Origin of the sequence: Psychrobacter sp. 219-2-C (genome assembly GCF_049560815.1) — a bacterium.
Classification (GTDB): domain Bacteria; phylum Pseudomonadota; class Gammaproteobacteria; order Pseudomonadales; family Moraxellaceae; genus Psychrobacter; species Psychrobacter faecalis.
Genome location: NZ_CP186933.1, coordinates 1,332,587 through 1,355,985 on the forward strand (window position 1 = coordinate 1,332,587; position 23,399 = coordinate 1,355,985).

Sequence of the window (23,399 nt, forward strand, 5' to 3'; positions counted from 1 at the left end):
GATATGTGGGGCAAATAGTTGTTAAAATAATGAGCGTGCAACTGAGCAATGCAGCCGCTTTAAGCAGACAAACTCTACTGGCTATGCCGCCGTAAAAAGGTCTGTATCATCCGCTATATTATAAATTTTGGTAAATAGTGTAGCTGATTTGGTTTTTTTTGACTATGATTAGTCGTCATTATATGTAAAACGTTCCGATTTTCGAGATTATCGTCTTAATGACAGGTTTATTCGTCGTTAAATACCGTTAAAATACAGCCTGTCATTTAACGATCGCAATCCAATAGGCTCTACAATCATAGGTGTGCCCTTGTTATATTCTCCGCTTTACCAAAGCATCCGTTTGATTTTATTTGGCGCCTTGGGCTTAACCAGCTTGACGGTCAGTGCGGCTCTTAATCCTGTCGATAACAATGTTGATGCACAGACGACTGAGCCACTAATCACTGAAAATAGTAGTGACGCCGCCATGTCTACCCTCTCTACTGAAAAGGGCAATCAAACCCAAAATGGCGCTGCTGATGCTAATAATAAAGCGTTAAACAGTCAATTAGCAACTGCGCCTGTTTTCAACACTGATGACGTATTTACCAGTGACAACGTAAATATAACGGCAATTAATGACAGCAGTGACAGTATTGATATTAATAATAATGCCGTCAACAACGCTACTAAAACAAACAATACCACTGCGCCCGTCAATAATAATAACAGCAACACAGCCAAATCCAATAAGCGCAGCATTGATGTCAATGACGAAAGTATTCAAGACAGCCTGATACGTTTAGCAGAATTTTATGAATTAACGCCTGATACAGATCCCGCTACGTTACACAATAATAGCAATGATGACGTAGCAGATAGCAATGACAGCGATACTCAAAACTCTTTTGCCGCGCAAACCATTGAACCTGTAGGCAACGACTTAAAACTGCTACCAAATAGCGTCGATAGCGCCCAGCGCTGTGAAGGTCAATGGGTTTATCCTAAGAAAAATCCTAATTACCAACGTGCGATCAATGAAACGGGCGCACCTAACGGCCAGCCAGCGCCCAACTTAAACGGCATTCCTAATAATCAAGCGCCACTGTTTGCAGAGTCGGATTATGGCTATTACGACAATGTCGACTACGCCGAGCTTTCTGGTAATGTCATCGTTGACCAAGGTACGCAGCATATCGAAGCGGAAAAAATCGTACTCGATTTGAACAACAATGTGGCGGCCGCACAGGGTAAAGTGATGTTTACCGACCAAGCGACTGGACAAAACAAAGACGCTACTGGCACGACCCCAGCTAGTCGTGTGCGAAATAGCGCATTTCAAAATGGCAACGGACAAAATATTAATGTCCAAAACGGTAAACCTAGCCTCAGTGATAAAGCCTCAACTGGCGGTCTTATCGGCGTCGCGGACAGCTTAAACTACAATACCGAAACCGGACAATCAACAGCTAAGGACGTGGCTTTTGCTAGCGTAGAGCTGCAAGCGCACGGCTATGCCAAGCGCTTAAACCGCCCTAACGAGACGCAGTATGAGCTTGATGAAGTGATGTTTAGTACTTGCCCGCCGACCAACCGCAAATGGCAGTTTGATGCCAAAAGCATCGATTTAGATACCGAAACAGGCCGCGGCGAAGCTTACAACACAACGTTTAAAATTGCTGATGTACCGGTATTTTATTTACCCTATTTTAATTTCCCTATAGACAATAGACGCAGCAGCGGCTTTTTATTACCGAGCGCGAGTGTCGGTAGTGAAAGCGGCCTTGAAGTTGACGTACCTTATTATTTTAATTTAGCGCCGAACTACGATGCCACCCTTAATACTCGCGTTTATACCAACCGTAATCCCATGCTCTCCGGTGAGTTTCGTTATCTAACTGAGGAGTACGGCGAAGGAATTTTTAACGGCTCTTATTTGCCCAATGATAAAAAATATGATGGCGAAGATCGTAGCAGCTTTTTTTACGATCATTATTGGTCATCTACCAGTATTCCGCGCTTAAGTGGCGACGCAAAATATAGCTATGTGTCAGATGCCGATTATCTCAACGACTTCGATACCTTGGGTTTGTCAGACAATACGTTAAACCTACCACGCCGTGCGCGGGTGAATTATTATAACGATTATGTCAATGGTGAATTAAAAGTCGAGACTTTCCAAACGCTCGATGCATTTAACAATAATGGACAGCCTTTACAAGATAAAGACAAGCCGTACTCGCGCTTGCCACAGCTTAAACTTGACTATCGTCTACCATGGGCAAAAAGCTTTGATATCACAGGCGTAAGTGACTCGGCTTATTTTAAAAAATCCATCGATGATGGCTCTGAAAATGAAAAAAGTGGCACGCGTTTTTATAATAAATTAAGCGCCGTTTATCCGATGGAAAAATCTTGGGGCTATATCAAACCTAAGCTCAGCTTACAGCATCTGTATACGTCTTATGATGAAGACAGTTTGGCGGACAATGATTTGAGCAAAGATGACGGCAACCAATCGGTATTTGTGCCTCAAGTCAGTGTCGATGCTGGCTTGCACTTTTCTCAAGCGGGCTCACCCTTTGGCGCCTTTGACGATACTTTAGGCGGTTATCGCTTGCTCAGTCCGCGCTTAAAATATACCTACTCGCCCTATAAAGACCAAAACGATATTCCTAACTTTAATACCCGTATTGCCTCTATCAACTACGAGCAACTGTTTTCGGACAGCTGGTTTTTAGGTCATGACCGCTTGCAAGATTTGCATGCCTTTACACCCGGTATTAATTATCGTTACATCGATGCAACGGGTGTGACACGTTTTGATGGTAGTATCGCAGAGCAGTTTTATATCGATGATGGGCGCGTGACCCTTGAAGGCCAAAAACCTGTGCTGACGAATTCTTCCTCAGGATTGGTGTGGGATACCAGTACCCAGCCTTATAATAACGTCTGGGTCGATGTAAGCGGCGCGCTTACTCATAGCTATGATTTAAACTATATCACCACTGAGCTGCGTTATCAGCCATCTGACAACAGTTTATTTAACGTCGGCTTTGTGAAGCGTATGCGCGATGAAAACACCAACCAGTTACCTTTATCGGCGTTTACCGCATCAGCGGTTTTCCCAATTAATAATAACTGGCGCGTATTGGCGCAAGGTCAATACGATTATAATCGTGATAAAATGCTCGACTCGTTAGTCGGTGTTGATTATGAGGATTGCTGTTTTGGTTTTGCAGTTTATGGTCGTCGTTACTATAATGATTTGAATATCAAAGACAAACCAACACAAGCGATTATGGCAGAAATCAGACTCAACGGTCTTGGTAGCGGTAGCAGCCGCTTAACACGCTTACTTTCTGATAAAGTGTTGGGCTTTGAGCCGGTTCAAAGCGCATGGAAAGATGAATAAAACGTCGTCTATATCCTTAGACTCACGTATGATTGATGGTTTATGTATCAAGTAACATTTGTGCTATAACAGCATATAGCAGTGTTTACACCCTATTATAAACAGCCTTAGCCGCTACTTAAATAGAAAGCAACGGCTAAGGTTTAACCGATTACCATCCGATGCAATGACATTGATGAGGAGCATCATGAGATTTTTTTCTTTACGTCAGACAAGCCGAGTTGTATTGCTTTCTATGGGTATGACGGGCGCTATTGCTCTGAGCCTAAGTGCGCAAGCAGCCACCGTTAAGCCTGCAAAAGCTTCAGCTGCAAACGTTGATGCTGGCACTCAGAAAAATAGCGCCGCACGTTTGACGCCTGCCAATAGTACGGACGGTATCATTGCCTTAGTCAATGAAAACGCTATCTTAAAAAGCGATCTGATCGCTGCTATGGCGCAAACCCAAGCACGAGCGCAGGCGGCTGGTGAACCCATTACCAATTCAGCCCAGCTGCAGTCTGAAGTACTAAACGCCCTCATTATGCGTGAATTACAACTCTCAATGGTCAAACGGGTGGGTCTCAATCCTGATGAAGCTGCCATCAATCAGCGGCTGGCTCAAATCGCCCAAGCAGAAGGACTCAGCAGCCTTGGCGACTTGCAACAACGTTTGGACGCCGCAAAACCAGGCAGTTATGCTACCCTACGCGCGCAATTGATTGAAGATGCCGCGATTCAAGCCTTGCAGCAGCGCCAAATCGCAAGCCGCGTGCGCATCAGCGAACAAGATATCGATGCCTTTTTGGCCTCTCCTGAAGCCAAGCGTTTGAGTCAAAGCGAATATCAAACTATTCACGTACGTATCCCCTATATGGACGATTACAGCCGTCTGTCGGACGCCCAGCGTGAAGAAGCATTAAAAGTCGCGCAGCGTCTACGCACACGACTGCAGGCGCCAAATGTCGATGTCACAGAAGCCATTGCCGCAAGTCAAGGCAGCTACCCTATTCAGCTGCAAGGGGGCGATATGGGCTTTCATAAAGCGGCTGCACTACCAACCGAGCTTGCTAGCGAAATCACCAAACTTGAAGTTGGCGCCGTCAGTGCGCCGTTAGTGACCCCAGAAGGTATTGATATCATCAAACTGGCTGATAAAAAATCCAGTGATACCATGCTAGTGCCGCAGTGGCATACGCGTCACATTTTAGTCAAAGTCGATGAGCTACAAACCGATGCTTTGGCTGAGCAAAAAATCAATGACCTCTACGAGCAATTACGTAAAGGAGCCGACTTTGCGAGCCTAGCCTCAACTTATTCAGATGATCCCGGTTCAGCAGGACGCGGTGGCGATTTGGATTGGGTTGGTGAAGAGCAAATGATTGGTCCGTTTGAAACAACGATGAAGAATACCGCCGTCGGTGATTACTCTGCACCATTCAAAACGCAATTTGGCTGGCACATTCTAAAAGTTGAAGGCAAACGCGAGCAAGATGTCAGCGATGAATACCGTCGCAATATGGCACGTCAAGCGCTATATCAGCGCCTTGCTCCGCAAGCCAAAGAAGACTGGCTACAAGAACTACAAGCCGGCGCTTATATTCAGATACTCGGCTAATTAGTATTTAATAATATCGAAAAAATTTTATAAAAGAAGGGTAGTAAATGCTAATGCATGTACCCTTTTTTAATTTAGGTCATTTATTAAAAACTCCATAAATGATGGGATAAGCTTTAGCTTAGAGCTCTATAGTGAGTGAAAAGTAATATTGTTACATCACGCACTGCTGATATCAATTTTTCTTGCTAGCTGTGCCTGCGCAGACAGAGGCTACAAAAAATTGATATCAGCAATACCGTCGCGTTTTTAGGATATTTTAACTATACATTCATTAACGCTTTTATTAACGGTCGAAAATATTTTTCAAATAAAAATAATGCACAAAGAAAAGCCCCGAACCTAGGGCGTTGGGTTCAGGGCTATGGCGTTTCATATTGTTGTTATTATCTCTTCCGTGTTGACTCGTCCTAAGTCATAAACAGTAACCTATAAGACAGCGGGCTGACCTGTGCTTTTATTGTTACTGCCTCAACACTGCATCCTTACGTATCCTTGTGTTGATGGTTGTATTCTAGGTGAATTGACGCGGAACGACTAGAGGCTAAAGACCTTATTTAGCGTAAGCATTTGCTTACGTCGCCATTGTTTGTGGCGAGGGTTTTATACAGATGATAAAACCTTTTTAGCAATCACTTTCCTTTTCAGCCTCTGCATGTTCTTTTGATACTTTACAGCCCTCTTCCTTACCCGCTTCAATGGTATTTTTTGCCTCTTTGACATCTTCTGCCTTCTCAATTGGCGCATTAGTTTCTTGGGTGCTGACTTTTTCGGGCTCGTATTGTAGCGTTGTCAGCACCGGAAAATGGTCGGAGCCGATAGACGGCATGCGCTGAATATCGACTAAGGTGAAGCAGGCACTATGGAAAATATGATCTAACGCCCAACGTAAAAACGGATATTTAACATGAAAGGTATTGATAAAATGGCGCCCGATACGAGGATCTAGCAAGCCTGAGATACGTTGAAAGCGGCGGGTAGTCTTTGACCAAGCGACATCGTTTAAATCTCCTGCCAATATCGCCGTTTGCTTATTTTCTTTGATATGTTTTCCAACCATCAGCAGCTCAGCATCGCGGGTCGTAGACTTATCTGCCTCTGTCGGACTGGGCGGCATCGGGTGCAAACAATAGAGCCAAATCACTTGTCCACCCTGCAAACGTAGCTGCGTATGGATAGATGGAATATCATCAATCATCAAATACTTAACTTCAGGGTCTATGAGCTCAAGCTTAGAATACAGATGCATACCGTATAGATTATCCAAAGGCACTTTGACAGTATAAGGATAATTTGCTTCTATTTGATTAAGGGCTTTCTCCCATTTTTTATCAGTCTCTAAAGTAATTAAAATATCGGGGCGCTTATCTTTTACCAGTTCAACCAGTTTTTGGGTCTCATCATTGGGCGTCAATACGTTTGAAACCATGATTTTAAGCTGGTGCGCATGTCCATTTGGCATATCCTTGGCAGTGAGCACTTCTTTTTTCCAAAGTATGGTATAGGGCAACACCATACGCAATTGAAAGGCGAGCGCGCTACTTAAAACGATAAATAACAGCCACTGACCAAACTGCCAGTCCGACCAAAATATAACCATGCCAAGCCAAGCGGCGAGCCCGAGGAACATAATTTGAATACGAGGAAACTCAACACCTCGCACCCACCAATTATCAAGAGGCAACAAGCCCCAAATAGTGACAAAGGCGATGAATCCTGCCAACCACTGAGCGCCATAATATAAGAGGGAGAGATCCATAATGTGTGTCGACCGTTTATTAAATGAATGGCAAAGCCAATAATAGTGAATATTCTTTATATAATAATTGTTTGGGCTAAATTTATTTAAGCTAAAAATGATTGAGCGGCTAAACTCTAAACCTTTGTCACAAGATAAATAGCCTGCATACTTTAGCACCTCATCACGCCTGCGCCTACTATTGAACATTCATTAGGCGTTAGCGGCTATAAAAAATTACAATCTAGACCTTATGCAGATGGACTTGCATTTAAGCTAAGTTGACATCATGAATAAGTCATACGCTTTATAAATAACAGGCTTTATGGGTAGTAGCATTGACAAGTAGAAAAGTGAATAAGTCATATCTAAAAAATGCGGTATATTCTCTAAAAAACCTTGCTTTTTGCTGCTATTCACGGCATTGTTATCGGTTGGCAGTGCAACAATTTATGGTGAAAAGGATTGAGTTTTATGAGTAATTTAACAGTAGGCTTGGTAGGCTGGCGCGGTATGGTCGGGTCAGTATTGATAGAGCGTATGCGTCAAGAAAAAGACTTCGATGGTATCACACCAGTGTTTTTTTCGACCAGTAACGCTGGCGGCGACGCCCCAAGCTTTGACGGTATCAAGACCAGCAAACTAAAAGATGCTCATGATATTGAAGCACTTGCTGCCTGTGACGTAATTATCACCTGCCAAGGCGGCGATTACACCTCAAAGGTACATCAGCCCCTACGTGATAGCGGTTGGAACGGCTACTGGATTGATGCAGCAAGCACCTTACGCATGGAAGACGACAGTATCATCATTCTTGATCCTGTTAACCGCAGTGTGATTGATAAAGCACTGGCAAATGGCAAAAAAGACTTCATCGGTGGTAACTGTACCGTGTCACTGATGCTGATGGCAATCGGGGAGCTGTTTAATAAAGGCTGGGTTGAATGGGTCAGCGCCATGACTTATCAAGCAGCGAGTGGCTCTGGCGCCAACAACATGCGCGAGCTAATCGAAGGTATGGGCGTACTCCATGAAGCAGTCAAAGACGAGCTTGCCGACCCTGCCAGCGCCATCCTTGAGATTGATAAAAAAATCGCTCAGACACAGCGCTCAGACGACTTTCCAAAGCAATACTTTGGCGTACCACTAGCAGGCAGTTTGATTCCTTATATCGATTCGCAGTTAGAAAACAAACAATCGCGCGAAGAATGGAAAGGTGGCGTTGAAACCAATAAAATCCTTGGCAATTCTGAAGCCGATAAAATTGCCATTGACGGTATGTGTGTCCGCGTTGGCGCCATGCGTTGTCACGCTCAAGGCTTAACGATTAAACTTAAAAAAGACATCCCGCTAGAAGAAATCGAAGCGGCATTGAAAAATAGCGATAATCAGTGGTTAGATGTGGTTGAAGATACCAAAGAAGCTGCTATAAATCGCTTAACACCGGTAGCAGTGACTGGCACTTTAACAGTGGCGCTAGGACGCCTACGCAAGCTCAATATGGGCCCTGAATATTTGGGTGCGTTCACTGTCGGCGACCAGCTATTATGGGGCGCAGCAGAGCCATTACGCCGTATGCTGAATATTATCCGTGAGCAAAACAGCTAATCTTATTTAATCGCCAATAAAAAAGACAGCGCTTGCTGTCTTTTTTTAGCATCATTTTTGGCGTTATTTTTTTAATAATGAATCATTTAGGCTGATAAGCAATCATTATTTCATTGCGGCGCATAAATGGCAGCGTCCAAGGTGGATTATAACGCGCCAGCTCAGGCTTACCTGTGATGGTTAAATTTTGCCCTTGCATCCAAGATTGTAGCTCTTTAGTTTTTGCCGCGACCTTTTCAGTACCCGCCAATCCTGAAAATTTAATAACGCCATAAGTTTGCGCTGGAACTTCTACAATTTCGATATTCGGATTATTGGGTTTTGGCAGCGTTTGCAGCGTATATTGGCTTGGCATGGTAAATTGCACGCGCCATTTATCTTTAGTTTGTTGAATGCTGACTGGCGCAGTCATGGCAATTTTCTGTGACTCACCGCTCCCTTTCTTAGTTTCAGGTTGCATCGTGACGGGAGCCGTCATGCTAATTTTACGACTCTCGCCATTTGCGGCGCTATTATTGCCAAAGATATAATCTGCTAGAATCTTGAATCCTGCACGGCTAGCGGTATCTTGGTCGCCCGTTACCCAAGTCTGTGCTACTAATTGCTCATCGTAACGACGCAGCTCAAAGTCTTCAGTCTGTTTTAGTACAGTATATTTTGGCTCTTCGGTTGCCATAGCTGCTCCTGATAGTAATAATGCGCTCGTTAAAAACAGTCCATCTAATAGGGCTTTATTTGATAAGTCATTATTCAATAGCAAGCGAATCGATGACAAATAGCGTGTTTTAGCCATATTATCTCTCCGCTATATACATTTAGACCTTAACATTTATTTGATTTATAGTAGCCACTCTTCTACTTTAGCAATGACTTGGCAAGAATGTCTGTATTTTTCGGTTATAGCATGCCAATTAATAAGCGATTAATGTCCCGTTTAATTGTTAGCATGCTTAGGCTATTTTATAAACGCTCTCCTTCTCTAAACCAATTGTCAGCCGCTTAAATATCCATGTCCAAAAAAATGCTTAACAATGTTATAATTAGCGCCATTTTCATAGCTTAAATAGCGGTTATCTTATGCAATTTGTTTTACACAAAACGGCCAGCGGTATCACGCGCGCACGCCGTGGTACGGTTCATCTCAATCATGGCGATGTGCAAACGCCTGCTTTTATGCCAGTGGGTACTTATGGTACCGTAAAAGGCATGCTGCCACGTGATATCGAAGCGATTGGCGCCGATATTATCTTGGGCAATACTTTCCATTTATGGCTGCGTCCGGGCACTGATATCATTGATAAATTTGGTGGTCTGCATAAATTCATGCATTGGGATAAGCCAATCCTTACCGATTCGGGTGGTTTCCAAGTATTCAGTCTTGGGGCCATGCGTAAAATCACCGAAGAAGGCGTGACTTTTAAATCGCCTATCGATGGCGCAAAAGTATTTTTATCGCCAGAAAAATCGATGCAAATTCAATATAGCTTAAACTCAGACATCGTCATGCAGTTCGATGAGTGCACGCCCTATCCTGCCACTCATGAAGAAGCCAAAAAATCTTTAGAGTTGTCACTACGCTGGGGCCAGCGCTGTGTCGATGAGCATAAGAAGCTTGGCAGCACCAATGCCTTATTTGGCATTATCCAAGGCAGTATGTATGCCGATTTGCGTCAGCAATCACTCGAAGGTCTGCTTGAGATTGGCTTTGATGGTTATGCCATCGGCGGTTTATCGGTTGGCGAACCAAAAGAAGAGATGATAGACGTCCTAGATTATATCGCCGACGATATGCCCGCTGACAAGCCGCGCTATTTGATGGGCGTTGGTAAGCCTGAAGACCTCGTTGAAGGGGTACGCCGCGGCGTCGATATGTTTGACTGCGTGATGCCGACTCGCAACGCCCGTAATGGTCATTACTTTGTCACCGGTGACGCTGAGAATGCCGGCATTATACGCATACGTAATAGCCAGTATCGCACTGATGAAGGGCCATTAGACCCTGAATGTGACTGCTATACCTGCCAAAACTTTAGCCGTGCTTACTTATCACATCTAAATAAATGTAAAGAGATGCTAGGGGCGCAGCTAGCGACTATTCATAACCTGCGTTACTATCAGCGTTTGATGCAAGGTATCAGAGACGCGATTGAACAAGATAAGTTTGATGAGTTTGTAAATGAGTTTTATAGCAAACGCGGTCAAAGCGTTCCTGAACTCAATTTACGTTAACCATTTTTAGAGTTATTTTATCTGCGTAAGCTGCTTGAAGCTGCTTTAAGCGAGAGACATTAAAATGGAAAAGGGCTTAAGATTAATCTTAAGCCCTTTTTATTAGCTAATAATCAATACCGCCTAGAATACAAGCTCGTATTAATCATAGTTAATCTATTAGCTCATCAAAGTGGTCACAAAAACAATCAGTACAGCAATCGGCGCGACAAATTTAGCAATGATTTGCCATAATTGCCAGGTACCATTAGACAATCCAAGCTCTTGCTGAATGCTACGTTGATCCATTTTCCAACCGACAAAGATAATCGCGGCAAGACCGGTTAAAGGTAACATGAATTTACTGGTTAATTTGTCCAGAGCATCAAAAATACCATTACCCATGATGGTAAAGTCGCTCCATAGATTGAATGACAACAAAGCTGCGATACCTAATAACCAAACCGCGATACTAGCGACGATGGTCGATACGGTACGGCTCATTGGCGTACGCTCTTCTAACAGCTCAACCGTTGGCTCAAGTAATGAGATTGAAGAAGTCACAGCGGCAAAGGTAATCAATAAGAAGAACAACGTACCAATGATGGCACCGGCGCCCATGCTACCAAAAGCAATTGGCAAACTGACAAAGATAAGACCAGGACCTGAAGCAGGATCAAGACCGTTGTTAAAGATAATTGGGAAAATAGCCAAACCAGCCGCTAAAGCAATGACAGTGTCTAGAATAACAACGGTACGCGCCGTGCTTAATAGATTGACATCACGACCCAAATAAGAGCCATAAGCCACCATGATGCCCATACCGATAGATAAGGTAAAGAAAGCATGACCAAGCGCCGCTAGCATCACATCGCCATTTAACTTACTAAGGTCTGGCGCAAACAGGTAGTTCACCGCTTGGCCAAAACCGCCATTCATGACGTTGTAACCAACAATCACGAATAAAATCAAACCCAGTAAAGGCATAAGCACTTTGGCAGTGTTTTCAATACCTTTCGTGACACCAACACCGACGATTAAAGCGGTGATTGCCATGAAAACCGTATGCCAAATTGTCAAGGTGCCAGCTGACGCCAACATCGCATCAAAGGTTGCCGCTACAGAGTCACTGTCTTGTCCGGCAAAGCTGCCTGAGCCAACTTTGGTGATGTAATTAAGCGCCCAACCACCGATGACACTATAAAACGATAAGATTAAAAAGCCACCTAAAATACCAGTCGCACCGACAATACCCCAACTGCGTGATTTACCTTCGCTTGCGGCGACATCAGAAAACGTATTGATAGGGTTTTTTTGCCCACGGCGACCAATCAGCCATTCTGCAACCAAAATTGGAAAACCAATCAGAGCAAGACAAAATAAATAGGCGATAACAAAAGCGGAACCACCACTTTCCCCAACCATATAAGGGAACTTCCAAATATTCCCTAAACCAACTGCCGATCCTACTGCTGCTAGTACGAAGCCAAAACTTGAGCTCCACTGAGCATGTTCTTGTTTATTAATAGCCATTTTGCCTTCCTCGTGCTTCAATTACTGTTGCTTATAATCTTCCTTGATTATCATAAATCGCTCTTAATGACTGAGACTCATTTAACCAGCATGTCAATGTGACGCGCTTAGCAACATTATGAAAGAATTGTTTACAATATCGTAAACGCCCAGTTTCTGCTAAGCGACCAAAAAAGTCAAGTAGCGATAAATATAAAAAGCCATAACTATTAGTTATGGCTTCTTATATTTATCGAGATAATTTGTCAAACTATGCTAGATGCAAAATCTTGCTATTATGCTACTTTTATAATTACTAAAACTATGTTTACCGTACCACGCCTCGGCGGCTTTTTTGTAGCGAATCTATTAGCAGGGCGATTTTTGGCTCTGTTGGTAATAGCTCTGTTTTTAAAATCTCAAGCGCTTGAGCCGTTGTTAGACCTGATCGGTAGATAACACGATACGCTTGGCGCAATACATCAATCGTCTCTTTAGACCAGTCTTTACGGCGCATACCTTCGACATTTAGCCCGTGGGCTTTAGCAGGATTACCTGAAACCATGGTAAAAGCAGCGACGTCTTTTAAAATTAGGCTGGCGCCGCCAACCAAACTGTAATCATCAATGGTACAAAACTGATGAATACCTGAGTTGCCGCCAATAATCGTATGATTACCGATAGTCACATGCCCTGCCACCCCGACATTATTAGCCAGTACATTATGGTCGCCGATTAAACAATCATGGGCCACATGGGTATTGACCATCAAAAGATTGTGACTGCCAATCTTCGTCAAGCCTCCGTCTTGCTCAGTGCCACGGTGCAAGCTACACGCCTCGCGAATGGTATTATGATCGCCAATTTCAAGCCACGTACGTTCACCAGCGTATTTCAAATCCTGCGGGTCTTCGCCGATACTGGCGAACTGATAAAACTGGTTGTATTGCCCGATACGCGTCAGTCTTGCTACGACCACGTGCCGATGCAATACCGTATGGGCGCCAATAGAAACTTCATCACCGACAATACAATAAGGACCAATGATGGCAGTCTCATCAATGTTAGCGGACGGTGAGATGAGTGCTGTTGGATGAATCTGACTCATAATATGGACCTTTGTATCATCTGATGCGAATAAATGGTAAAACAAGTAAAGCAAGCTTAGCGTAAATAATCAACCTGATACTGGTTTTGGTTAAAACTGGTTAAAAAGACAACGACGCCCAAAAGCACAGTGGTGTTTAAAAATGGCAATCTAGGTAAAATACCGAGATAAATTTCTAGATTTCTACTAACAATTATCTAAAGGCGAAAGATTTAGCCAATCTTATAAACTTGTCATACGTTAGCGTTCATCGTATTTTATTGTCCCTGACGGGCAATCATAATTTGGGCACTAGCAGCAAGCTCATCTTCGACATGGACGGTACAATCAAACTTATAGATACCCTGCTTTTGCATCACGGTTTTTGCACGGATAATCAGCTGGTCACCAGGGATAACACGGCGTTTAAAGCGCACTTTATCCACCCCTGCAAACAAATACAAATAACCATCTTCTGCCGTCAATCCGGCACTGATAAACCCAAGGACGCCCGATACTTGCGCCATCGACTCCACCATCAATACACCCGGCATGATGGGCTGATCGGGAAAGTGTCCATTGAAAAACTCTTCATTAATGGTCACGTTTTTGATCGCTGTAATGCATTCGCCAGGGCTGCACGATATGACTTTATCTACCAGCAAAAACGGATAACGATGCGGCAGATAATGCTTCAATGTATGATAGGTTAATGGCAGTGTTAAGCCTTGTTCTGCTAAGCTTTTGATGTCTTCATCACTTGGTCTATCAATATCAATTGTGCTCATAATCGCGCTTCCTTGCTATATACTAAGCAGTGCTTTGTGTTTAAGCATTGCTGTGTTTTTAAATTTTATAAATAATTGAAGGTCTTATTCATTAAGCATTCATTGTCATGCATTAATCGCGCTAGGCTAATCGCGACCAAGCTGGCGAAAGCGTACCGCCGCACGGCGCCAATTGGCGGTTGGCATGGCCGCTGTACCAGAGGAGTATGAACCAGCCTTGGTAATAGATTTGGTTACCATAGTCATGCCAGATAAGGTAACATCATCCGCAATCTCAATATGACCAGTAATGCCAACAGCACCGCCGATAATACAGCGCTTGCCAATAGTGGTACTACCGGCAATGCCAGTTTGCGCTGCGATGGCAGTACCATCACCGATACGGACGTTATGGGCAACTTGTACAAGATTGTCAATAATAACATGATTGCCAATCACCGTATCGTCAATTGCACCACGATCGATACAGGTTTGGCTACCTATACGTACATCATCGCCAATTACCACGCGTCCTAATTGAGCAATACGCTCCCAGCCGGTAACACTAGGATTACTCGTAGGCGCAAAGCCAAAGCCTTCTGACCCTATGCTAACGCCAGCATGCAATCTTACACGATTACCAAGCACACAATCATGCCCGATGACCACTTGTGACTTGAGCACACAATCGGTACCAATACTGCTGTTCGCCTCAATGACCACGTGCGCATCGAGCACACTGCGATCACCAATTTGTACCCCTTCGCCAATCATACAAAAAGGCCCAACAGTCACTTGGTTGCCAATAACTGCATTTTCCGCTATCACAGCACTCGGATGAATACCTTTAAACAAGGACGTACAGGCAAATAGTTGACTGGCACTGGCATAAGCCAAATAAGGCGCCGCAACGATTAAGGCAACCGTATTCTGTGCAACTTTGCTTTGATGGTCTGAGGTGGTCAGCACAGCTCCAGCCTGACTGTTTGCCAGACTAGGCAGATAATGCGGATTGGCTAAAAAGCTTAATTGCTGCGAATTGGCGGTGGTTAAATTACCGATACCCTCTAATTTTAGGCACAACTGCTCAGCGCTAAGGTCATCCTTGTTAAGAACCGGCTGACGCTGCTCAATCCGCGTGATAAGTTGCTCAATCGTTATCATAGTTGCTATTGGTATAATTAAAATTAGTATTGGTATGAATAAGTGAATCGCCAAGTTGAGATAACAGCTTGGCGACCTATTAAATTCTAACTGCGGACTAGTTTACTTAGCTGCATAAACGAACAAAAGCAATTAAACCGCTGCATTTAACTTTATCGGACTAAAAAGTATTACCGATTTGGAACTGAACTTTTTCAGTCTCATCGCCTTCTTTGTCACCGATAGGCACAGCATAACTGAGCGAAATCGGACCAATTGGTGTATACCAGGTTACCCCTAAACCCGCACTAAAGCGGAAATTATTATCTTGGGTTAATAATGGAACACCCGTATCGTCACCACTAACAGGATCAATAAAAGTGCGGTCCTCTTTATCTGTGGTATCAAATACTTGACCACCTTCGGCAAATAGTACTGGACGTACTTGATCCGCCCAATCGCCTTTAAACGGCATTGGTAGAATTAGCTCGGTACCAAAGCTAACCAACGCATTACCGCCGATCTCTTCTGGTTTCAACGAGCCCGGTTTATCACTGACCGCATCATAGTAGCTTTGCGATTTAGGTCCTAGCGTTGAAGCTTCGTAACCACGTACTGACCCATAACCACCAGCGTAGAAGTTTTCATAAAATGGCAAGTCATTACCGTAGCCAAGTTTGGTATAACCACGCGCCACCCAATCTTTATAAATCGGATAGTAGATATTGCCACGATAAACAAGTTTTTGATAACTTTCATCGCCAAAGCCAATGGTTGCATCGACAGTATGGCTCATGCCTTTATTTGGGAATACGGGGCGATCTAGCGTACTGTAATCCCAACCTAGTAATAAGTTGTAGGTCTGATAGTCGTTTTTAAAACCGGTGCGACCCGAGAACTCATTATCATCATTGATAAATTTTTCGAATGAACCACCACCATCAATAATCTGCTGCACGTTGGACACACCAAGACGGCTACCACCGCGTACAGTTGTCTTATCAACGTTTAAACCTGCGCTCACACGCTTGGTTTCATCAACAGGATAGCTGTAGTTTAGCGTGGCACCGTAAGCATCAGTGACATAGTTACTAACGTTTCTGTCGTCGTATTTGGTTTCGCGATAATATGCGCTGACACCTTGCGACACACCGTTTTCAGTAAAGTACGGATCGGTATAACCTAAGCTGTAAGAATCGCGCGTTTCTGAACGTGATAGCGCTGCTTTCACGCGGTTACCCGTACCCATAAAGTTATTTTGGGTTAAATCCAACTGGAAAGTCACACCGCCACTTTGCGAGTAACCAGCAGCAATCGTTGAGCTGCCAGAAGGCTGCTCTTCGACCGTATAGTTGACATCAACTTGGTCTGGCTGGTTTGGCACAGGCTTCACATCAACATTGACCGCTTTAAAGAAACCGGTACGCATCAAGCGTGTACGCGACAGCTGAATTTTATCATTAGAGGCTAGTGTACCTTCTAACTGACGCATTTCACGGCGCAATACTTCATCTTGAGTTTTTAAGTTACCCGTAAAGTTGATACGGCGCACATAAATAGGACGCGCAGGATCAATATAATAGTCGATATCGACCACTTTGGTCTCATCATTGATACGCGGTACCGGTCTGATTTGTGCGAGATAATATCCTTCATTACCATAACGGCTCTTCAGTGCAGCAGTGGTCGCATCCAGTTTGGCTTGTGAATATTTTTCATCGGGCGCAAACGTGACCAGCTCTTTTAGCTCAGCGTTATCAAAGGTTGGTTTACCTAAGAAGTTCACCTCGCCAAATTGATACTGCTCGCCTTCGCTAAGACTGACTTCGATAAACACATTGCTTTTATCTTCGCTAATATTAAGAACCGCATTATCGACAGAAAAACGTACATAACCATCGTTTTGATAAAGTGCTTTTAAATTTTCTAAACTGGCCGCCAGCTTTTCTTTAGCATAGCGATCAGACTTAGATAATAGTCGCGTCCACGACGACTCTTTTACCGCAAAAACGTCTTTAATCTGCTCATCACTAAAGTGCTTATTACCAATGATATTGATATCGACGACTTTGGCGGGTTTACCTTCGATAAAGCGCACATCAAGCTTGACGCGATTACCATCTAATAATGTCTGATCGACTTCGATATTGCTATTGTAATAACCTTGACTAATATATTGCTGTTGTAGCTCGTTGGCAACACCTTGCAAGGTCGCTTGCTTTAGCACATCACCCACAGACAAACCAGCGTTACCAAGCCCTTGCTCAAGCCCTTCTTTTGGGATAAGTTTATTGCCTTCAAAGTTGACTTCAGCGATGATAGGACGCTCGACGACATCAAAGCGCAACTTGCCGCCTTCGACACGACTTTGAATATCAGCGAAGTTTTCAGTCGCATATAGTGCCTTAATACTGGCGGCCAAACGACTATCATTAACCGTATCACCCACCGAAATCGGCAAAACTGGATAGAGACTATCAGGAGTTAGGCGTTGTAGACCATTAAAGCCGATATCAGTGACCACAAATTCTGCAGCCTGCACCGGCATACTCATCATTGCTACAACTAACGGCAACCCAGCCGCGCTCATAAATAAAGGCGTACGCATAAACACTATCCGTCAATAAAAAACTTGCTTAAGTTAAGGTAAAAAGCACGTGTTGTCTAGCCCATTTCGCATAAAGTCGAAAAACTTCAGCACGGCAGACTCAGGACACTTTATATAAAACGCATCATAAAATAAACTAAAAAATAAAATTAGTACAGTAGCGGTAATAGAAAATAAACGCCGTATTACATGAACTGCCTGCGCTGTAGCAGCATACAAGCATTAAACCATCATGCTTTAGTTAATAAACCGCCGCATTATTTATCAAAATAGCCGACTGATATCATTACCAATTGCTAACACCATGAAACCTGCCAGCAAGAGTAAACCGATATTTAGACCAACCATTTGCACGCCTTCAGACAGAGGTTTACCGCGTATCAGCTCAATAAGATAGTAGACAATATGTCCACCATCTAATACTGGAATGGGCAAAAGATTCAAAACCGCAAGGCTCAAACTGATCAACGCTGCTGTCGATAATACCATTTGCCAGCTAATATCAAAGCTTTGTTTGGCGACTTTCGCAATGGTAATCGGACCTGATAAATTCTCCAAACCTATCATACCAGACAGCATCTTTCCCATTGAGCTGACCGTCATGACGGCTAACTGCTCCGTCTTCTCAAACGACTTAATCAATGACTCACCAGGGCCGTAGACAACCGTGGTTTTGTAAGCGTCAGGAATGACAATTTCAGACTCTGCCACCATAGCACCAATTTGCCCGTAATCGTTACCTAAATTGTCTTTTTTACCTTGCGGCATGATGGATAACTGAACTTGTTTGCTATCACGCAATACAGTGAAATTAAGCAAAGTTTCAGGATTGTCGCGAATGATACGCGTGGCGCTAATCCAGTCGGTAATCTCTTTACCATTAATAGCCGTAATGCGGTCACCAACCTGTAGGCCTTGACGGCTGGCAGCGCCATCGGGCGTTAAATTGCCAACGATTGGTGTGATGTTTGGTTGCCACGGTATCATGCCGAAGCTTGATAACGCATCTTTGCCTTGGGCATCGCCTTGCATAAACTCTTTAATCGGTGCTTGATAGGTTTTGGTGGCGTTACTACCTTTTGCATCAGATTGTAAGGTGACACTGACATTGTCCGTCTCACCCATACGCCCAGCAAGGCGATAGTTAATACCTTCCCACGTCTGCACCTCATGACCATCAATAGCGACAATTTTATCGCCCACAGGTAACTGTGCCATCGCTGCTGGGGTATCGGGCAGCACTTGCCCTATCTTTGTTGCCAATTGCTCTGATGGGGTCATAAATAACACCCAAAATAATGCAATAGCGATGACAAAATTCATAATAGGACCTGCGGCAACCACCGCAATCTTTTTGAGCGGATGCTGACGATTAAACGCTAGATGTAGCTCGTCTGCTGCTACCTCACCTTCACGCTCATCAAGCATTTTGACGTAGCCACCAAGCGGCAGTGCCGAGATACGATAATCGATGCCACTTTTTTTACTGGTCCAACCAAAGAGTTTCGGACCAAAGCCAATAGAGTACGTCAGTACTTTAACGCCGCACAGACGCGCCACGATGTAATGGCCCCACTCATGTAAGGCGATGAGTGGACCTAAGACAAATATTGCCGCAAGTAGCGTTAATAAAAACGTCATGATCTTTTCTCAATATGCTCTTTTAACATCGTTTATCAAATGACTGAATTTTTATAGATTCATGCCAACTTTGCCACTAACGTATCAGTATGCTGACGCGCTATGTTATCAATCGCTAAAATATCTTCAATATCGGCAGTCTCATTTAATACCGCTACTTGTATCTCATCTAGTGCTTGCGCATTAATATCGGCAATATCAGTCAGACGAATCTGCCCATTTAAAAATGCGGCAACTGCAATCTCATTGGCCGCATTTAGTACAATCGTGGCCTGCGTACCCGCTTGCATCGCTTGCCTTGCCAAACGCAAACAGGCAAATTTTTGCAAATCAGGCTCAATAAACTCTAAACCACTTAATGCAAATAAATCTAATGGCTGCGAGCCACTATCGATACGGGCAGGGTAACTGAGGGCATGGGCAATAGGCGTCTTCATATCAGGGCTGCCAAGCTGCGCCAAAAAGCTACCATCACTATATTCTACCATTGAGTGGATGATACTTTGTGGATGAATCACCACATTTATCTTATCCTCACTCAAATCAAATAAATGACAAGCTTCGATGAGCTCAAGCCCTTTATTCATCATCGTTGCTGAGTCAACCGATATCTTTTGCCCCATTGACCAATTGGGATGTTTAACTGCTTCAGCGACGCTAGCTTGCTGCATTTGCGCAAATGACTGCTGCAAAAAAGGCCCGCCAGACGCGGTCAACCAAAGCTTACGAACGCCATGGTTTGGCTGATGAATTTGGCTACTGTCTTGTTGAATCGCAAAGGGTAAACACTGGAAGATCGCATTGTGTTCTGAATCTAAAGGCAGCAAAGTCGCGTGATGCGTTTTAACCGCATTAATCATCACCTTTCCTGCCATGACCAATGCTTCTTTATTCGCCAATAAAATACGCTTGCCTGCACGCGCGGCTGCCAAAGTAGAAGGCAGACCGGCTGCGCCTACGATAGCAGCGACGACGGTATCGGTTTGCGGATCAGTCGCAATATCGACCAGCCCTGTAGCGCCGCCGATTACGTCGATATTAAGACCAGCTGTACTAAGACGCTGAGCGAAATCATCGACCGCTGCTGTCGGTACACTGACGCGTTTTGGCAAAAACTGTTGACAAAGCGCGAATAATTTATCTAAACGATGGTAGCCTGATAAGGCATAAACGTCGTAGTTCTGTGGTTGTGCCGCCAAAATTGCTAACGTGCTATCGCCTATCGAGCCTGTCGCGCCTAGTACGGCGATGCGTTGGGTCATAACCATCGGTGCCTATAATATGGTGAAATTAAATGAGAAATAAAGACAATAATATAAGGTATAGAATCTAATACGAGGCAGCCTAGTCGCTACCAAATATGTAAGCCCTACCTATTTTATATTTTTAGCCTGATAGTTTTTTATTTTTAGACTTTTTATTCTTAAACTAGTTATTGCTATACGACCATTAAACCGAGCTGCTGTAGCGACCAAAAACCAAGGGCAAATATCGGCGTGGCAGACAGTAGCGAGTCAATACGGTCAAGTACCCCGCCATGCCCTGGCAAAATCGTTCCAGAATCTTTAACGTCAGCGCGGCGCTTGAGCATCGACTCAAATAAATCGCCGAGTACAGAAGCCAAAATCGTCAGTGCTGACAGTGCTACAAAAGCGACTAACGGTAGGCCAGTCAATTGTAGTTTAAAAACACTAATGACGATGACCACAAGCAAACCTGTTACCAAGCCGCCTGCCAGCCCTTCCATGCTTTTATTAGGTGAGACGTTTGGCGCCATCTTACGGCGACCGAGCTTACGCCCAACAAAGTAAGCGCCACTATCGGCACACCAGACCAATAAGAATACATACAGCAGCCACCATGCGGACAGTTGCCATAAGTAAAACATAGCGGTAATGGCAGCGGTTAATATAATAGCGCCCATCAATGCTAATTTCTTACCGTACCAGCTAGTATGAGTAGGAAAGACTCGCACCCAAGACAGTGCCATCAGCCAGATAATTAGTGACGCTACCCACCAAAACAGCCACGTGACTTTAAACATCAGCGAGACGATGGTCAGCGCCAAAACCAACAGCACAAACAACGCAGGCTGCTGCCACTTTGGCATCAGTTTGGTCCACTCGTGGGCAGCGATAATGACACCAATCGCTAGCAGCGGTGCAAATAAAATAGGCGTTTGGCTCGCAAACATTGCAATACCAACGATAATAACGAGAACAATTGCCGTCTTAATTCGTTGCCACATACTTATCGAGCCTTATATAACGAAAAATGTTTGGTCAAAATCTAGCATAACAGCACTCTATAATAGCCCATTAAACAGGATTAACGCCAATTAAAGCAGCTTATTATAGACCAAACAAGTGTAATTCAAACCTCGCGGACGATTTAAGCAATTATTTCTACAGCGCTTATTTGCTAAAATTATTTTAAGAACTCTGCTGCTCTATTACTACTTGTTCGCTGGTTTTGCCAAAGCGGCGTTGGCGCTGAGCAAACTCTGTTATCATCGTCGCAAGCTCGACTACTTTAAAATCAGGCCATAGGGTTTGGGTAAAAAACAGCTCCGCATAAGCAGATTGCCATAATAGGAAGTTTGACAAACGGTATTCGCCGCCCGTGCGTATCAACATATCAACCGCAGGCGCATCTGCTAATTGCACATATCCGCCAAGCATCTCTTTATTAATGTCTTCTGCGCGCAACTTGCCCGCTTCGACTTGCTGCGCCAACTGCTTAGCAGCATGGGCAATATCCCACTGACCACCGTAGCTAATAGCGATTACCAAGGTCATCGCTTCAAAGTCAGCGGTTTTTGCCTCCGCATCTAACATCAAGGCTTGCAACTCTTCACTAAGCTGACTGCGATCACCAATAAAACGCAAGCGAATGCGATATTTTTGCATGCGCGGTAATTGCTCATTGATGGTTAAACTCAACAAATGCATCAGCAAAGCCACCTCGCTCGGTGGACGTTGCCAATTTTCACTAGAGAAGGCAAAGACGGTTAAGACTTCAATGCCCGTACTAACGCAGTATTCGACAATGGGATCTAGCGCATCTTTGCCAGCGATATGCCCCTGACCTTTGCCTAACTGATTGATTTTACCGTAACGGTTATTGCCATCCATGATGACGGCGATATGCCGCGGGAGAAGCGCGGGAGATGAAGTATCTGAAATAGACATAGGCTGACTTGCTTGTGGTTTGGGTAAAGTAAGGTGACGCGAATTATCGCCTGTTAAGAAAAATATTGCATATTTAGTAAATGACTTATTAAAAAACCTAAACTCAGCAGAAAATACTTTGATAAAGGGTTTATGACAGAACAATTACTTAACAATGGCTTAATTTCTTATACAGCAATAAACAGCCAATATTTATTTAACACTGACTGTTTGTAGAGAAAAAATAATGCTAAAACGTCGTCTTTAATCAAAGAGAAAAGACTGTCGCCTATACTTCCATCAAATCGCTTTCTTTTTTGCTCAAGCGGCTATCAATGGTTTCAATATATTTGTCAGTGATTTTTTGGATATCATCACTGGCGCGGCGCTCATCATCTTCTGAGATTTCTTTTTCTTTTGCCAACTCTTTAATATCATTCATCATATCGCGGCGGATATTACGGATAGAAACGCGGCTGTTTTCCGCTTCACTACGCGCAAGCTTTTGCATATCGCGGCGTGTGTCTTCGGTCAACGCTGGCATCGGTACACGAATAACGTCAGCAGTCATCGGGTTTAAGCCCAAATCTGCTTCGCGAATGGCTTTATCAATCGCTTGCACCATGCTACGCTCAAATGGCTGTACCAGTAAAGTACGTGAATCTTCGACGTTGACGCTGGCAACTTGGTTCAATGGCGTATCGGCACCATAGTAGCTAACCATCACGCCAGATAACATACCTGGGTGCGCGCGGCCCGTACGTACTTTGCTAAAAGTCGTCTCAAGCGCTTCCAAGGTTTTTTGCATGCGTGCTTCGCCGTCTTGCTTAATCTCTTTAATCATCATGTATCCTTATTTATCGCTGTCGATAAATCACTCATTATTGTTAGGTATAAAGCTGTTAGGTATAAATCCTATGCAA

16 protein-coding genes are annotated in these 23,399 nt (G+C 44.0%); 4 read left to right on the forward strand and 12 right to left on the reverse strand.

The genetic code is table 11. The features are described 5' to 3' along the window. Window positions 1–310: 310 nt before the first annotated feature. The gene (locus tag ACPEGP_RS05310; protein WP_423814163.1) at window positions 311–3,397 is read left to right on the forward strand and encodes an LPS-assembly protein LptD; all 3,087 of its coding nucleotides are present in this window, start codon (window positions 311–313) and stop codon (window positions 3,395–3,397) included. A gap of 187 nt (window positions 3,398–3,584) precedes the next feature. Then, window positions 3,585–4,994 carry a peptidylprolyl isomerase gene (locus ACPEGP_RS05315; protein WP_423814164.1) on the forward strand — a complete coding sequence of 470 codons (1,410 nt, stop codon included), beginning with the start codon at window positions 3,585–3,587 and terminating at the stop codon, window positions 4,992–4,994. A gap of 625 nt (window positions 4,995–5,619) precedes the next feature. Here the strand turns inward: ACPEGP_RS05315 and ACPEGP_RS05320 are convergent. Next, window positions 5,620–6,753 carry an endonuclease/exonuclease/phosphatase family protein gene (locus ACPEGP_RS05320; protein ID WP_423814165.1) on the reverse strand — a complete coding sequence of 378 codons (1,134 nt, stop codon included), beginning with the start codon at window positions 6,751–6,753 and terminating at the stop codon, window positions 5,620–5,622. A gap of 453 nt (window positions 6,754–7,206) precedes the next feature. Between ACPEGP_RS05320 and asd the strand changes: the two genes are divergently transcribed. Then, a complete protein-coding gene (gene asd / locus ACPEGP_RS05325) occupies window positions 7,207–8,340 on the forward strand; it encodes an aspartate-semialdehyde dehydrogenase (RefSeq protein WP_423814166.1) in 1,134 nt (377 codons plus the stop codon). An 82-nt stretch (window positions 8,341–8,422) separates the two neighbouring features. On the opposite strand, the gene ACPEGP_RS05330 is transcribed toward asd, so the two are convergent. After that, window positions 8,423–9,133, reverse strand: a complete 711-nt coding sequence (locus ACPEGP_RS05330; protein ID WP_369957673.1) for an SOUL family heme-binding protein — start codon at window positions 9,131–9,133, stop codon at window positions 8,423–8,425. Between the two features lie 284 nt (window positions 9,134–9,417). Between ACPEGP_RS05330 and tgt the strand changes: the two genes are divergently transcribed. Continuing rightward, a complete protein-coding gene (gene tgt, locus ACPEGP_RS05335) occupies window positions 9,418–10,569 on the forward strand; it encodes a tRNA guanosine(34) transglycosylase Tgt (protein ID WP_102076366.1) in 1,152 nt (383 codons plus the stop codon). A gap of 159 nt (window positions 10,570–10,728) precedes the next feature. Here the strand turns inward: tgt and ACPEGP_RS05340 are convergent, their stop codons facing one another. From ACPEGP_RS05340 to frr, 10 genes are all read right to left on the reverse strand, one after another. Further along, entirely contained in the window at window positions 10,729–12,081 is a 1,353-nt protein-coding gene (locus ACPEGP_RS05340) for a sodium-dependent transporter (RefSeq protein ID WP_423814167.1), read from the reverse strand. Window positions 12,082–12,388: 307 nt separating this feature from the next. Next, complete coding sequence (gene lpxA, locus ACPEGP_RS05345; RefSeq protein WP_068404561.1) at window positions 12,389–13,168, reverse strand: acyl-ACP--UDP-N-acetylglucosamine O-acyltransferase; 780 nt, start codon at window positions 13,166–13,168, stop codon at window positions 12,389–12,391. A 257-nt stretch (window positions 13,169–13,425) separates the two neighbouring features. Further along, a complete protein-coding gene (gene fabZ, locus ACPEGP_RS05350) occupies window positions 13,426–13,935 on the reverse strand; it encodes a 3-hydroxyacyl-ACP dehydratase FabZ (protein ID WP_102076364.1) in 510 nt (169 codons plus the stop codon). Between the two features lie 126 nt (window positions 13,936–14,061). After that, window positions 14,062–15,078, reverse strand: a complete 1,017-nt coding sequence (gene lpxD / locus ACPEGP_RS05355; protein WP_102076363.1) for a UDP-3-O-(3-hydroxymyristoyl)glucosamine N-acyltransferase — start codon at window positions 15,076–15,078, stop codon at window positions 14,062–14,064. Between the two features lie 160 nt (window positions 15,079–15,238). Beyond that, window positions 15,239–17,665, reverse strand: a complete 2,427-nt coding sequence (gene bamA, locus ACPEGP_RS05360; protein ID WP_423814168.1) for an outer membrane protein assembly factor BamA — start codon at window positions 17,663–17,665, stop codon at window positions 15,239–15,241. A gap of 264 nt (window positions 17,666–17,929) precedes the next feature. Next, on the reverse strand, window positions 17,930–19,306 hold the full coding sequence (rseP, locus tag ACPEGP_RS05365) for an RIP metalloprotease RseP (protein WP_193032365.1): 1,377 nt from the start codon (window positions 19,304–19,306) through the stop codon (window positions 17,930–17,932). A gap of 59 nt (window positions 19,307–19,365) precedes the next feature. Next, window positions 19,366–20,574, reverse strand: a complete 1,209-nt coding sequence (gene ispC, locus ACPEGP_RS05370; protein WP_423814169.1) for a 1-deoxy-D-xylulose-5-phosphate reductoisomerase — start codon at window positions 20,572–20,574, stop codon at window positions 19,366–19,368. A 170-nt stretch (window positions 20,575–20,744) separates the two neighbouring features. Further along, window positions 20,745–21,554: a phosphatidate cytidylyltransferase gene (locus ACPEGP_RS05375; RefSeq protein WP_286797848.1), complete on the reverse strand. Its 810-nt coding sequence runs from the start codon at window positions 21,552–21,554 to the stop codon at window positions 20,745–20,747. A gap of 184 nt (window positions 21,555–21,738) precedes the next feature. Continuing rightward, on the reverse strand, window positions 21,739–22,497 hold the full coding sequence (gene uppS, locus ACPEGP_RS05380; protein WP_423814170.1) for a polyprenyl diphosphate synthase: 759 nt from the start codon (window positions 22,495–22,497) through the stop codon (window positions 21,739–21,741). A gap of 268 nt (window positions 22,498–22,765) precedes the next feature. Then, window positions 22,766–23,320, reverse strand: a complete 555-nt coding sequence (frr, locus tag ACPEGP_RS05385; protein WP_068404574.1) for a ribosome recycling factor — start codon at window positions 23,318–23,320, stop codon at window positions 22,766–22,768. Window positions 23,321–23,399 lie beyond the last annotated feature (79 nt).